General features: G+C 63.0%; 10 protein-coding genes. 4 read left to right on the top strand and 6 right to left on the bottom strand.

Annotated elements, in window-relative coordinates; all coding sequences use genetic code 11:
• Nucleotides 1-135: 135 nt before the first annotated feature.
• The 3 genes from R3E49_RS11805 to R3E49_RS11795 form a co-directional block, all read right to left on the bottom strand.
• Entirely contained in the window at nt 136-1,557 is a 1,422-nt protein-coding gene (locus R3E49_RS11805) for a TIGR03013 family XrtA/PEP-CTERM system glycosyltransferase (RefSeq protein ID WP_371295233.1), read from the bottom strand.
• Between the two features lie 150 nt (nt 1,558-1,707).
• On the bottom strand, nt 1,708-2,979 hold the full coding sequence (locus tag R3E49_RS11800; protein ID WP_371295232.1) for a pyridoxal-dependent decarboxylase, exosortase A system-associated: 1,272 nt from the start codon (nt 2,977-2,979) through the stop codon (nt 1,708-1,710).
• The gene (locus tag R3E49_RS11795; RefSeq protein ID WP_371295231.1) at nt 2,976-4,586 is read right to left on the bottom strand and encodes an acyl-CoA ligase (AMP-forming), exosortase A system-associated; all 1,611 of its coding nucleotides are present in this window, start codon (nt 4,584-4,586) and stop codon (nt 2,976-2,978) included. Before R3E49_RS11795 ends, R3E49_RS11800 begins: the two co-directional genes overlap by 4 nt.
• A 156-nt stretch (nt 4,587-4,742) precedes the next feature.
• Between R3E49_RS11795 and R3E49_RS11790 the strand changes: the two genes are divergently transcribed.
• Together R3E49_RS11790 and R3E49_RS11785 are read left to right on the top strand one after the other, a co-directional pair.
• Complete coding sequence (locus R3E49_RS11790) at nt 4,743-5,546, top strand: S1C family serine protease (protein ID WP_371295230.1); 804 nt, start codon at nt 4,743-4,745, stop codon at nt 5,544-5,546.
• A gap of 22 nt (nt 5,547-5,568) precedes the next feature.
• Nucleotides 5,569-6,072 carry a low molecular weight protein-tyrosine-phosphatase gene (locus R3E49_RS11785; protein ID WP_371295229.1) on the top strand — a complete coding sequence of 168 codons (504 nt, stop codon included), beginning with the start codon at nt 5,569-5,571 and terminating at the stop codon, nt 6,070-6,072.
• A gap of 16 nt (nt 6,073-6,088) precedes the next feature.
• Here R3E49_RS11785 and R3E49_RS11780 read toward each other — a convergent pair whose 3' ends face one another.
• The 3 genes from R3E49_RS11780 to prsK are packed head-to-tail and all read right to left on the bottom strand — an operon-like array spanning nt 6,089 to nt 12,915.
• The gene (locus R3E49_RS11780; RefSeq protein WP_371295228.1) at nt 6,089-9,454 is read right to left on the bottom strand and encodes a VanZ family protein; all 3,366 of its coding nucleotides are present in this window, start codon (nt 9,452-9,454) and stop codon (nt 6,089-6,091) included.
• A 15-nt stretch (nt 9,455-9,469) separates the two neighbouring features.
• Nucleotides 9,470-10,828, bottom strand: coding sequence for a PEP-CTERM-box response regulator transcription factor (gene prsR, locus R3E49_RS11775; protein WP_371295227.1), 1,359 nt, complete (start codon nt 10,826-10,828; stop codon nt 9,470-9,472).
• 11 nt (nt 10,829-10,839) lie between these two features.
• A complete protein-coding gene (prsK, locus tag R3E49_RS11770) occupies nt 10,840-12,915 on the bottom strand; it encodes an XrtA/PEP-CTERM system histidine kinase PrsK (protein ID WP_371295226.1) in 2,076 nt (691 codons plus the stop codon).
• Between the two features lie 195 nt (nt 12,916-13,110).
• Here prsK and R3E49_RS11765 point away from each other — a divergent pair, with 195 nt between their 5' ends.
• Nucleotides 13,111-14,136 (top strand): SDR family oxidoreductase, encoded by a 1,026-nt coding sequence (locus tag R3E49_RS11765; RefSeq protein ID WP_371295225.1) that lies wholly within the window; start codon nt 13,111-13,113, stop codon nt 14,134-14,136.
• Nucleotides 14,137-14,147: 11 nt separating this feature from the next.
• On the top strand, nt 14,148-15,461 hold the full coding sequence (locus tag R3E49_RS11760) for a nucleotide sugar dehydrogenase (RefSeq protein ID WP_371295224.1): 1,314 nt from the start codon (nt 14,148-14,150) through the stop codon (nt 15,459-15,461).
• Nucleotides 15,462-15,528: the final 67 nt, after the last annotated feature.

Raw genomic sequence — 15,528 nt, 5'->3', positions numbered from 1 at the left:
AAATTGAATTCAAGAGGTTACCTAATGCGAGGTGGCATCACAAGCCAAACAGCCGGCTGCAGAATTAAAAAACCTGACACATTTGGGTAACAGGGGCGTCACATTCGCCGTCACGGTAACGCACTTTTGGCGGGTTTAGCGGGCACCCTTGCCGAACAGAATCACCTCGGCAGTTTGCAGAATCACCAGGCAGTCGAGAAACAGGCTTTGGTTCTTGACGTAGTAGAGGTCGTACTCCAGTTTGTGCAGGGCATCGCGTGTGGAGGCGCCATAGGGGTAATTCAGCTGGGCCCAGCCGGTAATGCCGGGCTTCACACAGTGGCGCTTGTCGAAGAATGGAATACTCGCGGACAGCTCGCGCACGAACTCCGGCCGTTCCGGTCGCGGCCCTACCAGTGCCATGTCCCCCACAAGTACGTTGACGATCTGTGGCAGTTCATCGATGCGCAGTTTGCGAACGACCTGCCCAACCCGCGTTACCCGGCTGTCATTGGTGGTCGCCCAGCGCGCCTTGCCGTCGCCTTCCGCGTCCACGCTCATACTGCGGAACTTGAGGACGTCGAACACACGCCCGTTCAGGCCCACGCGTTTCTGGCGGAAAATGACCGGCGCCCGCCACCCGTCTTCCAGTTTGATCGCCAGTGCTGTCAGGAGCATCAGAGGCCAGGTGCCAGCCAGCAGGAAAAAGGCGGCGAGCAGGTCGAGTGCGCGTTTGCCACGATTCTTGGCGCCGCCAGCGGCGAAGCCATCGGAGTAAATGAACCATTCCCGCGGCGCTTCTTCTACCAGAATCTTGCTCGCTTCCTGCTCAAAAAAATCAAGAATGTTGACGACTTCTATCCCGGATGTGCGGCAATGCATCAGCTCCTCCGCAGGCAATGCACCGGGGTCATCAAGGGCCACGACAATCTGGCGGATGTCGTGTGCCAGCGCATAATCGTGCAGGGGTTCACTCGGGGTGAATACGCTCCCTGTCTCTACGAGTGTGTCCTCGCCCTCCGTGCGGACATAGCCGGCAATGCGGAAGCCGCGACGGTCGCTTTTGCGGCGCATACGTTCTGCGATGTTGAGTGCCCTCTGGCCAGTGCCCAGGACCAGGATCTTGCGCTTGAACTGCTCGAGTTCGACGGTGTTGGCGAAAATCACCCGCGTGATCAGGCAGGAGGTAAAGGCCAGGACGGATGAGTAGGCCAGTACACCGCGCCACAGATGCAGGGAGGGCAGCAGATAGAATGTGGCGGCCATGGCGATGGTCACCAGCACCAAAGACCCCGCAACACGCAGTAGGATGCCATTCAGTCCTTCGCGCAGGCGAGGCTGGTAGAGACCAAGGGAGGTCATGGCCAGCACGGTGGTGATGGCAAACACCAGGGCGCGGGGCAGCAGCGTCTCCAGATGGGAGTCCAGCAACGCCTGGTCGCGCAGGAAGTACAGAAAGGTCCCCAGGTAGCAGGCACCGGTAAACAATACAGCATCAAGCAATGCCAGCCAGTAGTAGGCAACGTGAACGTGGTGCTTGAAAACGCGTCGGGTTCCCAACAGGCTACTCGCTAACATGGTGGTCTGGCCCCAGTATACTGTGCATGTTCTGTTTTTCGCGCGGTTTGATGAAGGCGAACGTCCGCCAGCCTTCAAACTCTAGCAGCTGCAGGCATTAGTACAGGGAGAATGTTATATTCTGTGACAGGGTTCTCAGATCCGCAACCGCTAAACGAAGAATTCCAGCGGTTGCGGGTGGCTCAGGAACAGGTGTGGACTGGCCGTATATCCATAGGCACCGGACTGGAACAATACCACCAGGTCCCCGATGTCCGCAGCCGGCAACGGCATGCGTTCCCCCAAAAGGTCCAGGGGGGTACACAGGGGGCCGACAATATTGACGGTTTCCTCTCGCTCGCTCGCAACGCGGTTGCCAATGCACACAGGGTAGTTCTTGCGGATTACCTGGCCAAAATTGCCGGATGCCGCGAGGTGATGATGCAACCCACCATTGGTGATCAGGAAGGTCTGGCCGCGAGAGACCTTTTTATCGGTGATGGTGCAGACATAGATGCCGGCCTCCGCGACGAGGTAACGTCCAAGCTCCATGACCAGTTCGACGTCAGGTAGCTCCCGTAGCGCTTCGTCAATGCGCCGTTGCAGATTTTCAACCACTGGCGCCAGGTCAAGCGGCACCTCTCCCGGGAAATAGGGTACGCCAAAACCGCCGCCAATGTTCAGCCAGCGGAAATTTCTGGGGGCCTGTGCCGCGAGCCGCAGGGCGAGCTCGAAGGTCTTGTCGTGCGCTTCAATGAGCGCTTCGGGCCTCAGGTTCTGTGATCCACTGAAGATATGCAGGCCCACCAGATCGAGGCCCAGATCGGCGGCGCGTGCCATCGCCTGCGGCACCAATTCGGCGTCGATACCAAACGGTTTGGGTCCGCCGCCCATTTTCATGCCAGAGGCCTTGAGTTCGAAGTCGGGATTGACGCGGATGGCAACGGGCGGTGTGGTCGCGAACTCAGCAGCGAGTTCGGCAACTCGCTGCATCTCCGTCATGGACTCGAGAATGATAATGACACCGGCGCTCACGGCCGCGCGCAGGTCCTCCAGCGATTTTCCGGGGCCCGCGAAACTGATGTCCCGGGGCGCGATGCCCGTGGCCAGTGCTGTTGCCAACTCGGCGGCGGAAGCGACATCGAGTCCATCGGTCAGCCCGGCCATGTGTTGCACCACCGCGGGCATGGGGTTGGCTTTGATCGCATAGTGCAGGTGAATGGCCTCGGGCAGCTGTTGCCGCAGTTGCGCTACGCGCGTCTTCATTACGTTGCGGTCGTAGGCGTAGAAAGGCCGGTTGTTGGCCTCCGCTGCGAGTGCCGTGATTGGCCGCCCGCCGATGTGCAGGCAGTTGTCGATAACGGGGAAGTGCTGCTGCGGTGCATGCTGCGGACGGCCGCGCTCCGGTGGCGAAGTGGACTCGGTTTCTTGCGGGTCGGTCATGCTGTTGGCTCCTCGAACAGGCCTGCATACTCGGCGTTGAGCGCGCGTCGGTCAATTTTTCCGTTCTGGTTATGGGGCAGTGCTTCGCGCACGATGACCCTCGTGGGCACCATGAAATTCGGTAACTCACGCTGGCAGAATGCCAGCAGGTCCCGCTCGAGGGTTGCGCTGCTGGCCTGGGAAGAGGGCGTGACGACCAGCGCGATGGCCTGCCCGAGCTGCACATGTGTCAGGCCCAGTGCAGCGGCGCCGGCAACCAGGCCGGACAGGTAGGCCACTTCCTCCACCTCGGTCGGGCTGACCCGGTAGCCCGAGGTTTTGATCATATCGTCCTTGCGGCTAACGAAGTACAGGTAGCCCTCTGCATCACGCACAACCTGGTCTCCCGACCACACGGCGAGCTCCGGCAGCGGTAGAGCCGGGTCTTGCCCCGGTGCGGGCCGGAACCGTTCCGCGGTTTTCTCCGGGTCGTTCCAGTAGCCCAGGGCGACCAGGGCGCCGCGGTGTACCAGTTCGCCCGGCTCGTCGGCAGCGCAGAGCTCGCCGGCCTCGTTCACCACCAGGATTTCTGCATTGGGAATGGCTTTGCCGATGGACTGGGGTCGTTGCTCGAGTTCCTCGGGTGGCAGGTACGTTGAGCGAAAGGCCTCGGTGAGCCCATACATGAGAAAGATGCGGGTGCGCGGCAGTTTCTGTTGCAGGGCCCGCGTACTCGCGACCGGCATGGCGCCTCCGGTGTTGGTGACGTAGCGCAGGCTGGTGGCGACCTCCGCTGGCCACTCCTGTTGCAACAGCTGGTTCCACAGCGGGGGGACTGCGGCCAGCCCCGTTACTTCATAGCGGGCCACGGCTTTCAGCACATCGCGCGGCAGCAGGTAGTCCATGAGTACCACCGAGGCACCCACGGAAAACGCGGTAGTGATCTGACTCAGGCCGGCATCAAAACTGAGAGGCAGCACCGCGAGCAGCCGATCTTCAGGGGTGTTCTCCAGATACTCGGCGACACTGCGTGCGCCGGCCACCATGTTTCGGTGCGAGAGCACTACGCCCTTGGGGTTCCCCGTACTGCCCGAGGTATACAGCAGGGCGGTCATGTCGGTGTCGATGCGCCGGTGGCGCGGGAGGGGAGTCGCTTCCAGCAGATCCTGCCAGTCGATGATGGTCAGCCCCGGGAGGTCACGTGCCAGCGCCTCCCGGCGCTCGCCGCTCAGTGTGTCGACCAGAACCAGTGTGTGCAGGTCGCTGCAGTCGGGCAGCTCCGCCGCCAGCTGCTGCAGCCTCTGTGCCGAGGTGACCAGTATCCGGGCCTGGCTGTGGCGCAGAATGTAGCTCACCTGTCGCGGCTTGAGGACCGGATTGACCGGAACGAAGCAGCCACCCGCAGCTGCCGTGGCGAAAATGCCCACGACGGTCTCCGGCTGCTTCGGCAAATAGATGGCGACACGTTCTGCCGCACAGAGTCCCTGTGCGAGCAGGCCATTGGCGGCATTGCTCACCAGATCCCAGACCTGCGCGTACGAAAGCACCGCGTCCCGGAACAACAATGCGGGTCGGTCGCCCTGCACGTGCGCGCCGCGTGCGATAAACTCATGGATAAGATCTGTCACCCGGGGTTCTCCTTGCCAGGGGTTGCCAGCGTTGCCGCCGTTGCGCGGCCTGATGGTTCTGGACTATGGTCACAGGTTTGCAGTGTCGCCTGCAAAAGCCGCTTGGGCAAGCCTGAAGCGGCGCAGGATGCAGGCCCTTGTCACAGGAGTGATGCCATGAGCATTTTTTTTCGCCTGATCTCCGTGCCCGCGCTCGCTGCGCTGCTGTGCATCGTTGCCCTTATGCAGCCGGTGCCGGTCAATGCGGCGTCGCTGGCCGATGTGATCGAGCGTGTGCGCCCGGCCATTGTCGGCGTGGGTACGAGTTATCCGCCGCGCCAGCCGATCGGGGATCGGCGCCCGGACAGTTTGCGTGGGACCGGTTTCGTGGTGGGAAACGGCCAGTTGATCGTGACCAACTACCATGTCCTTCCGGAACTGCTGGACCACGACAATCAACAGATGCTGGCTGTGTTTTCAGGGCGCGGACGCCAGGCCCGTGTACACCCGGCTGAAATTGCGGCACAGGACCCTGTGCATGATCTGGCTGTTCTGCGAATCACCGGTAGCCCGCTGCCGACACTGACCCTGGGCGATTCCGACGGTGTTCGTGAGGGCGATGCGGTGGCGTTTACCGGCTTTCCGATCGGCGGTGTGCTGGGTTTGTATCCCGTGACTCATCGCGGCATGGTGTCAGCGATCACTCCCGTTGCACGCACCGCCGACGCCGCGCGCGATCTCAATGCCGTGCAGCTGCAGCGCATGCGTAACCCGTTCGATGTCTTCCAGCTCGACGCCACAGCCTACCCGGGCAACAGCGGCAGTCCGGTATACGATCCGGCAACCGGAAAGGTGATCGGCGTCGTGAACAGCGTGTTCGTCAAGGAATCCCGGGAGTCCGTGCTCGAGCGCCCCTCCGGCATCAGCTATGTGATACCGGTGACCTGGGTGCATCAATTGCTTGATCGGATTGCCCCTTGAGGCGGCGTAAGGGCGAACACAGGTGATCTGGTGGCGGCCGCAGTTGCGTGTTCTGTTTGTGTGTACCGCAAATGTGTGCCGGTCACCGCTGGCAGAAGCCATGCTGCGTCACCGTCTGCGTGGCATGGGGCTGGGGCGGCGGATTGCGGTGGCCTCTGCGGGGACGCGTCCCGGGCAGCTCGGGCGTCCTCCCGATCCTCGGGTTGTCAGGCTGGCGCAGGTCTATGGTGTTCCACTGGGTAGAATACGCGCTCGCCAGGCAACCCCAGCCCTGCTTGAGCGCAGCACGCACATTCTGGTCATGGAGCACGCGCATAGCGAGGAGCTCGCGCAACTGGCTGCCGGTAGTGTGGCGCTGCAGCGTGTGCGCTTGTTGGGGGACTATCAGCCGGGCGCCGCGGCAGGCCGGCCAGTCGCGGACCCCTATTTCGGTGACTGGCAGGGCTTCGAGGCCGTGTATGCACAGATTGATGGAGCACTGGACGGCCTGTTGGAACAGCTGGTCGCCGACCTGAACCTGCACTGAGGGAAAGCAGGCGCTGTTAACGACGGCGCTGCAGCTGTACGTTTCCCATGCCCCGGGGCAGTTGCACCGTCAACGGCTGTGCACCGGGCAGTTGCACCGTCAAGGTATCGTTCGTTGTTGTCAGTGTCGCCAGCATCGGCTGCGTCGGTTGTGCCAGGGATTGCAAATCGGTAGTGCGCATGACAACGAGGAACTCCTGGGTTTCAGCCTCCCGGCCTGGCTGCAGTTCCAGGCGCCAGGCGCCGGGTTCGGCACCACGCTCGCGGCGCAGGCGCTGGGCGGTTGCCTGTAGCGTGCCGCCCTCGTCATAGTTCTGTTCGTCTACGAAGAACTCCAGTCCCGACCCGCCGATGGCGGTGAGGTTTGCATCCTCTGGTAGCAGGACCTGGCCATGCAGCTGTCCGCGCAGGCCACCTGGGTTGAGCGGTGCCGCGATGCGAAAGTCCCTGCCCTGAAGTTCAGGTTCGAGTTCGCTGTGCAGTAACCATTTTTGCCGGAAACTGGCATCGTGGGCCGTCACGCGATCGTAGACAATGATGACCTGCTGTTCTCTGTCGAAGACAAAACTGCGCTGGTAGCTGCGCACCCGCTGGCGGCGCGCCGAAAAGTCCCCCTTGCCTGAAGCCGCATTGGTATAGGCTGGGGTGAGGTCTGCGACCACCCAGGACACGCCGCGCTCGTCTCCGTGGCGCACTTCACCGACGGTGCGATACTGCTCGGCCTGTTGCTGCCAGTGCTGGAAGTCCAGCGGTGCCGCGCGCCCCCATCCGGAGCCGACTCGCCGCTGCCCGCCATCATTGGCGATGGCGCGGCTGGAGCCGCCCTCGTCCTTGGGTGGCATGGGCACAGTGTCTTCCGGGTCGGTGACCGTGATGACGTTGTGGGCGATGCTTTGAGAGGTGTAGTTCATGTGGTGCTCAGAGCCGTAGCGGTTGTAGAGGCCGCTGTCTATGGCCAGTGCTCCGTTGCGGAAAATGGTGAACGCTCCCTGGTCCAGATGTGAGTGTGACCAGTAGTTGTCGCCCGCGCGAAAGGTTACAAAGGTGGCGTCTTCGCTCCAGCTGGAGCGCGCCAGCAGCAGTCCAATGCCGTCGAACCAGCGGCTGGTGGGCTCGCGCTGCAGGGCAGTCGTATCCGCAAAGCCGGGCTGCGCCAGGGGGCCCCAGGGCCAGGACAGGGGGCGCAGCGGCGTTGTTGGCGCGGCGAGGGTATAGGCGGCGCGGTGCCCGACCTCCAGGGCCAGCGGTGCCAGGTCCGGAATACGGCGACGGAAGTGCGCCGCGTCCCCACTGCGAATGTAGGTGCCGTCGGGTCGGGTCCTGTGCAGGGCGAAATCGGCGAAGCCGCGGATACCCGCTTCGCGGGCGAAGAGATCCTCGCCGGTGGCGTTGCGCCACAGCGCGGGCAACTGGTACACCGCCTGGCCGATACCAATACCGATGTATTCTCCCCCTTCATGCCAGCCACCTGTGGAGCCCATCACCTGGCGCCACACGGGCAGTACCCGGTGGCGCCAGTAGTCTGCGGTGAATCGCATGCAACGGTCGCCGTCACTATCACCATGGCTGGCGATGGCGGCCATCATCAGTGCCTGCAGCGGACTGTTGTAGAGGTAGACGTTGTACGGCGAGAGGGCGTACTTGTCGGTGATCACGTGAATCTGGTAGTCGCAGGCTGCCTCCACGCTGGCGAGCAGGCTTTGCCGTTGCGCTGGCGTCCACTGTGCGTACAGCCAGTCGTAGGCCAGCGCCAGCGGACGGGTTTGCTCGTGGCCACGCCAGGTGGGTTGCAGTGCCATCAAGTCCGTGTGCAGGGCCTGTAGATCCACGGAGCCGGGTTCTACAAGGGCCATGAGAATCCGTGAGTACAGTTTTCCTTCCCGCGCGGCTTTCCGGTGTCGCTCCCAGAAGGCCGGATGGTGTGCGCGCAGCAGGGCGATGTCCTGGTCTGTCGGTGCCGGCAGCCTTGGATGCGCCTGTCGCCAGGACGGAAAAGTGGGCGCTGGGAGTTGTTCAATTGTCGGCAGCGCGTAAGGTGCAATGTCCTCCCGGGCGAGGTATGCGTACAGGCCTGCCAACAGCCCCACGAGGCTGGCGCCGGCGAGCAGCAACACGCGGTGACGCCGGGGAAATCCCGATTTTCCGCCCCTGCGGCGTCCAGCTGGTGTGGGCGGCTGTCCCTGGTCACGCTGTGGGTCCTGCTCAACGGGCCAGGGCCAGACCGTGGCCAGCCACCAGCCGCCCGTCGCCACCAGTGCGTCGGTGATGTCGGGGTAGCGGCCGGGCACGAATTGCTGCCACCACTCCAGCCCCAGGGTAACGGCAGCAATGAGGCAGGCCAGCACGGTGCGCAGGTTGCGGTTGCGGCTCCAGGGGTAGGTGACCCAGGCGAGCGCGATGAACACCCACAGGGTCTCCAGCAGGTTGACCACCCCGTGCACGCTATTGATGTGACCGCGAAACGGTATCCAGTTGATGGTACGCAATGCGCTGTTGCCCTCCGCAGGCAGCAACGCGTCCTCTATCAGGAAGGCGGTCAGCGACAGCAGCAGCAATCCGCGCAGCAGGCCGGTGGAGGCGGTGCGCAACAGCCAGAATATCGGGATCAGGCAGACGAAGGCCAGTAGTGCCTCGGCCGACAGTACCCGTCCCAGCACCAGAATCTTGCCTGCCAACACCAGCGCCAGCAGTCCACACACAGCGGACAGGCGGCGCTGGACGGGGGCAAGAACGCTCAGCAGCAGCGTGCCCACGGTAAACAGCATGAATAGATAGCTGACGACCTGGGCGCTGTTCAGGGGTGCCTTGCCGGTGAGTGTGGCCTTGAGGGGGGCCAGGCCTGCGCGCAGGTTGCCGATATCGAGGCTGGGCACGAGTGGGGCCCATTGAGCGAGGATCCAGCAGCCCAGCGCCAGCAGGCCCAGCCTGCCGGTAGCGGGGTCACGGAGTGCTGCAAGCACGCGCTGGGTAAGCCGTCTGGAGAGCGTCAGGCGCACGGCCAGTCCGGCGCCCAGCGCGCCGAGGAACCCGCCGGCGCTGTTCAGTAGCAGGTCTGCCAGTGAACTCACCCGCCCGGGCAGGTAGGTTTGACCAAACTCCAGGCTGGCGGACAGCGCCGTGGCCGCCGCTGTTGCGAGCAGCAGTCTGCGCACAAACGGCCCGCGCAGGCAGAGCATGGCCAGCAGTCCGAAGGGCAGGTACACGATCAGGTTGAGAATAAAGTCCGAGCGGGCCACCCGTTTTGGCCAGTCCATGGCCATGAAAGCCTGCCAGCCTCCCAGTGCCCAGTCCCAGCGGTCGAGCGGGAACCAGGTGCCGTAGACCAGCAGCAGGGAGTACCCAAGCCACAGCCAGGGAAACGGTGAGCGGGTCGGTGGTATCACCGCAGAGAGCTCCGGTTATTTGAGACCGTACTTTTCCAGTAGAGTGTACAGGGTCGGCCGGGTTACACCGAGCAACGCTGCCGCTTCCGAGACGTTGTCCCCGGCATGCCCCATCGCGCGGATGATCGCCCCCCGCTCCGCTGCGTCCCTCACCTGCCGCAGGTTCAACGGCAGGGCATCCTCGGTGGATTGCGTGTCGAGTTCCAGATCCTCTGCGGTTACCTGGGGGCCGTCAGCCATAATGGCCGCCCGTTTCACCCGGCTCTCCAGTTCCCGCACATTGCCTGGCCAGGTGTAGCGTTCCAACGCTTCGAGGGCACTGCTGTCGAAGCTGCGGCCACCATTGCCGAGCTCGGCGGTGAAGCGCGACAGGAATGCCTTGGCCAGCACGGCCGTGTCACCGGTGCGATCTTTCAACGCGGGAATCTTGATCGTCATTTCACTGATTCGGTAATAGAGATCCTCACGGAAGCGACCCTCTCGCATCTGCTCTTCCAGGTTCTGGTGCGTCGCACACACGATACGCACGTCAACCGGTATCTCTTTACGCCCTCCAATACGCTCGACCACGCGCTCCTGCAGAAAGCGCAGCAACTTGGCCTGCAACTCCAGCGGCAAGTCGCCGATTTCATCGAGGAACAGCGTGCCCTCGTTGGCATATTCAATTTTGCCGATGGTCTGCTGGTTGGCGCCGGTGAAGGCGCCTTTTTCATACCCGAACAGTTCGCTTTCGAGCAGGTTTTCCGGAATCGCGGCACAGTTGATGGCCACCATGCGTTTACCCGCCCTGGGGCTCAGTTCGTGCAGCGCGCGTGCGAAGCGCTCCTTGCCGGTGCCGCTGGCGCCAAGCAGTAACGTGGTGATGTCGGTGGGCGCAATTTTCTCCACGGTGCGACACACCTTCAGCATCTCCGGGCTGACCGCAATGATGTCGCGCAGCGGCATGTTCTCGCTGGCTTTCTGCAGCCGCAGGTTTTCCCGCTCCAGGGCATAGACGTGATAGGCGCGGTCCACCAGCATCGACAGCAGCTCCGCATCGGCGGGCTTCTGGTGGAAATCCCAGGCGCCACCGGCAATCGCCTTCACCGCGTTCGCGCGGTCGTTGTCGCCGGTCACCACAATCACCTTTGTTTCCGGCGCGAGGCTCAGGACCTCGCGCAGAGTAGCGAGACCTTCGGTGACGCCCCCCGGATCAGGCGGCAGCCCGAGATCCAGCAACACCACACCGGGCTCGAAGCGGCGCAGTGCGGTGATGGCCTCGCTGCGATCTCCCGCGATGGCCACCTCGTAGCCGTCGAAGGCCCAGCGCAGCTGGCTCTGCAGCCCCTTGTCATCTTCTACCACCAACAGGTGTCTGGTTGTTGTCTTTGCCATGTTGTATCCGGTTATTCCATGTTGCTCGTTGAGAGTCCGCCGGCCTGGGGCAGGGTCACCCGGAAACGGCTCCCGACGCCCGGCTCGCTCTGCACGCTGATATCGCCACCCAGCTGGCGGATGTACTCCCGGCTCTCGAATGCGCCGATGCCCATACCGGTCAGGCCCTTGGTGGATTCAAAGGGGCGGAACAGTCGCAGTCGCAGGAACTCGGCGTCCATGCCGCGGCCGCTGTCGCTGATGTCCACGATCACCTGGTTGTCGCCGGTGGTGATCTGCACACTGACGCTGCCATCGGCCGGGGTCGCCTCCTGTGCGTTCTGGATCAGGTGGTTGAATACGGTGGCGATCCGTTCGCTGTCCGCTTCCACGTGCACCGGGTGGTCGAGGCCTGCAAGACTGGGGATGGGCCGGGCGCTACTCCTGCCCTCAACGACCTGGCGCAGCAGTGGTTCCAGCTCAACATCAGCCGCACTGACACTGCGCATACCGCTGCGCATTTGCTCCATCAGGCGCTGCATGCGCGCCACCGAGTTGTCGACAGTGGCGATCATGTCATCAATAAATGCCGGATTATGGCGGTGCTTGGCAGCATTGGATACGATCAGGGACTGCTGCGCCAGAATATTTTTCAGGTCGTGCACGACATACGCTGATAAGCGGTTGAACGCATCGAACTGCCGCGCCTCAACGAGTGCCTGGCTCGCCAGATGCTGAGCCAGGTGGCTGGCGGCCTGGCGGCCGGCGGTTTTCAGCAGGTCGCGGTCTTCCCAGTTGATACTGTCCTTCAGTTCCGACCGTCGCAGCATCAATACACCCTCCAGGCGGTCGCGGAAGACCAGTGGGATGATCAGCCAGAGCGATTCATCCTGCCGCAACCAACGCGGCAGTTGCAGGTCAACATAGACATCCGGCGAGGCCCGCCATTCCTGCAGGTTGATCACCCAGTCTGTGCGCTGCAGCCAGGCGGGCAACGCCCCGAGGCCCTCTTCGGCGGCGCCCTCGGGAACGCTCATCTCCCAGTGTGCGAGCAGGCGCAGGGGTTGGCCCTCGCTGCCGCCCCACAGCAGCCCAGCCCGGCTGTCGACCAGCGGGCCCATGATCCGGATGATCCCCTCAGCGACTTCTTCATTGAGGCTGGCGAGTGCCCGGGTGAACTTTAACCACTCCTCACGGTAATCATAGCGATAGCTGAAGAAGTGTTTACTCAACTGCACGCGCAGTAGCGCTCTCAGGCGGCCGGAGAACAGCAGGCTGAACAGCAGCGTTGCGGCGGCGACCAGAAAAGCGAGCTGCAGCACTGTACCCCAGGTGCCTCCCATGAACTTGAGGAAGTAGCCGATCGCGGCCATGCCCAGCAGGTAGATGCCGGCACCCACCAGCGTGACCGTATGGAAGACGACCTGTCGGGAGACCTGGAGTTTCACACGCCATGAGCTGTAGCGTGCAAAGGCAATACCCAGCGCCGGTGTGACCACCGCGTTGACCAGTCCGCGCGCCTGCCACAGGTCCGGGTCCAGGCGACGGAACAGCAGGGCCTCGGAGTACATGAAGAAGTCCCAGGCGGCGATGGCGCCCAGGCTGAAACAGAGAAACTTCAGCGACCAGCGCTCCGCCGTGGTGGCATTGCGGTAGAGCTGTTCCACAACCAACAGCGTGCCGAGGGCAAAGGCCAGCCACAGGCCGAGCGTGACTTCGTAGCCGAAGTGCAGGCCTCCCAGTGGTGCCAGCATCGGCGCCAGCATAATCAACAGGGCGACCGCAGAACCCAGGTAGAACAGCGGCCGCCAGTCGCGGCCGCGCAGGGTGAGCGAGGCGCCGTCGGTCTGCAGGCCAAGCAGTTGTAGCAGGAAGTACACCCAGGCGATATTGCGGACCAGTTCTGCGACCTGTATCAGGTGGACGGGGGGATACTCTGCCAGTGTGCCAAGCCCGATGATGGCGGACCAGAGTGCGGAGGCCGTGCAGGCAAGCACGAGGCTGATACCCAGTGGCTGCACGCGCCACTGAAAGACGAGCAGCAGGGCCAGCAGTCCGAAACTGGTGGCGGCAATCAGGTGCGTTATCAGGCCGATATTGCCCATCATCCGATTGTCCCACTCCCCGCCGAATCTGTCGTGTTATGCCGCGCTGCGTGTGCAGGCATGGCCGTGATAGCGTTCAGACCTTATACTCAGTGTAACAGTGTGTAAACGCTGACAGCGCGTAGATGCCAAACGCAGCACATTTCAGGTCTACAGGGTCGCGCCGCCGCGCCTGTTCCGAATGGGGAAGAGTGGGGAATGAGAACAATCGAAGCAACCGAGGGTGCGCTGCGGGCGAGCCCGGTGACCTGGCTGGTGACCGGTGCCGCAGGGTTCATCGGCTCGCACCTGTGCCAGCGTCTGCTGCAGCTGGGTCAGCATGTGCGCGGCCTGGACAACTTCGCAACCGGCCACCGTCACAATCTTGAGGCGTTGCACCAGGAGGCGCCAGGGGCGGGCAGCTTCGAATTCCAGGAGGGGGATATCCGTTCGCTCGCGGATTGTCGGCAGGCCGTGGAGGGTGTCCACTACGTGCTCCACGAAGCAGCGCTGGGCAGTGTTCCCCGCTCTCTGGAGGATCCTCTCCTGACCAATGCCGCCAACATCGATGGCTTTGTCAACATGCTGGTGGCCGCGCGTGACGCCGGCGTCAGGCGTTTCGTCTATGCCGCCTCGTCATCGACCTACGGTGATCATCCGGGTTTGCCCAAGGTCGAGGCCGAGATTGGCAAGCCGCTGTCGCCCTACGCCGTGACCAAATATGTCAACGAGCTTTACGCGGATGTGTTCGGGCGGGCCTACGGCATGCAGACGGTTGGCCTGCGCTATTTCAATGTGTTCGGGCCCCGGCAGGACCCGCAGGGTGCCTACGCTGCCGTTATTCCGCGCTGGTTCGGCGAACTCACCGCCGGGCAGCGCTGCCAGATCAACGGTGATGGCGAAACCTCGCGCGACTTCTGTTACATCGACAACGTGGTGCAAGCCAACCTGCTGGCGGCCACCGTGGAGTCGCCGGAGGCGGTGAACCAGGTCTACAACGTGGCTTACGGCGGGCGCACAACGCTGAACGCCCTGTACTACGGCATACGTGACCTGTTGAGTGAGCGTAGTCCGGAGTTGGCCGCCCTGGAGCCGGTCTACGCAGATTTCCGGGAAGGCGATGTACGGCATTCCCAGGCGGACATCAGCAAAGCAGCGCGCCTGCTGGGGTATACGCCACAGTACGCGGTTGAAGAAGGTCTGGCCCGCACCGCGGCGTGGTTTATGGGGCAGTCATCCAAATGAGCGATTTATCCATGCAAGAAACGGTAGCAATTGTTGGGCTTGGCTATGTTGGCCTTCCTCTGGCGGTCGCCTTCGGCCGCAAGCGCCGCACCATCGGCTTCGACCTGAATGCACGCAAGCTTGCCCATTACCGTGCCGGCCATGATCCGAGTGGCGAGGTGTCGCCAGAGGCGCTGGCTTCGGCTTCACAGTTGGAGTTCACCACCGAGCCTGCGGCGCTTTCTGAGGCGTCTATTATTATTGTGGTGGTGCCGACGCCGATTGACCACGCCCATCGGCCGGACCTGAGTCCCCTTGAAGGGGCGTCGCGCACTGTGGCGCAACACCTGCGCCCGGGCACGGTGGTCATCTTCGAGTCCACGGTATACCCGGGGTGTACGGAGGAAGTGTGCGTGCCCCTGCTGGAGGCCGGTTCAGGGCTGACCTGGGCGGGTCGCAGCGGAGAGGATGTCGCGGCGGATGCCGGTTTTTTCATTGGCTACTCGCCGGAACGCATCAACCCCGGTGACAAGGTTCACCGCTTGGAGACCATCACCAAGGTGGTTTCGGGGGACACTCCTGCCACCCTCGATCGCGTTGCCCGACTTTACGAGAGCGTGGTTGACGCCGGCGTGCACCGCGCCGCCAGTGTGAAAGTGGCTGAGGCGGCCAAGGTCATCGAGAATACCCAGCGCGACCTGAATATCGCCCTGATGAACGAGTTGGCGATGATTTTCAACAAGCTGGGCATCGACACCCTGGATGTGCTGGAGGCGGCGGGCACCAAATGGAACTTCCTGCCGTTCCGCCCCGGTCTGGTGGGGGGGCATTGTATCGGCGTGGACCCTTACTACCTCACGTACAAGGCCGAGAGCGCGGGCTACCATCCGCAGGTCGTGCTGGGCGGGCGCAAAACGAACGATGGCATGGGCAAGTTCATCGCCGAGCAGACGGTCAAGCAGCTGGTCAGCCGGGGCCATCCGGTGGCAGGAGCGCGCGTCACCGTGCTCGGTCTTACCTTCAAGGAGAACTGCCCGGACCTGCGCAACTCGCGGGTTGAGGACATCATCCGCGAATTACAGGACTACTGCTGCGATGTGACTGTGCACGACCCCCTCGCCGATGCGGCGGAGGCAGAGGAGGAGTACGGCATCGAGTTGGTCGGCTGGGCGTCCTTGCCCGCGGCGCATGCTGTGGTGTTGGCTGTGCCGCATGCCGAGTATCTGGCAAAGGGCCTGGATGTGGTCACCCCCATTCTGGCGCCGGGCGGAGTGGTCATCGACGTGAAGGGCGTGCTGGACCGTGCAGAGGCCGCAGCGGCCGGAGTGGCACTCTGGCGGCTATAGTGCCGTGTGTGCCTGCCTTGAACTGGTTCACAATCCGGGAAGTCAAGGCACATGTTACCTTGCGGTA

Origin of the sequence: Haliea sp., from assembly GCF_041395985.1 — a bacterium.
Classification (GTDB): Bacteria; Pseudomonadota; Gammaproteobacteria; order Pseudomonadales; family Halieaceae; genus Haliea.
The sequence above is the reverse complement of the archived record's forward strand: the minus strand, read 5'-3'. Positions and strand labels throughout refer to the sequence as shown.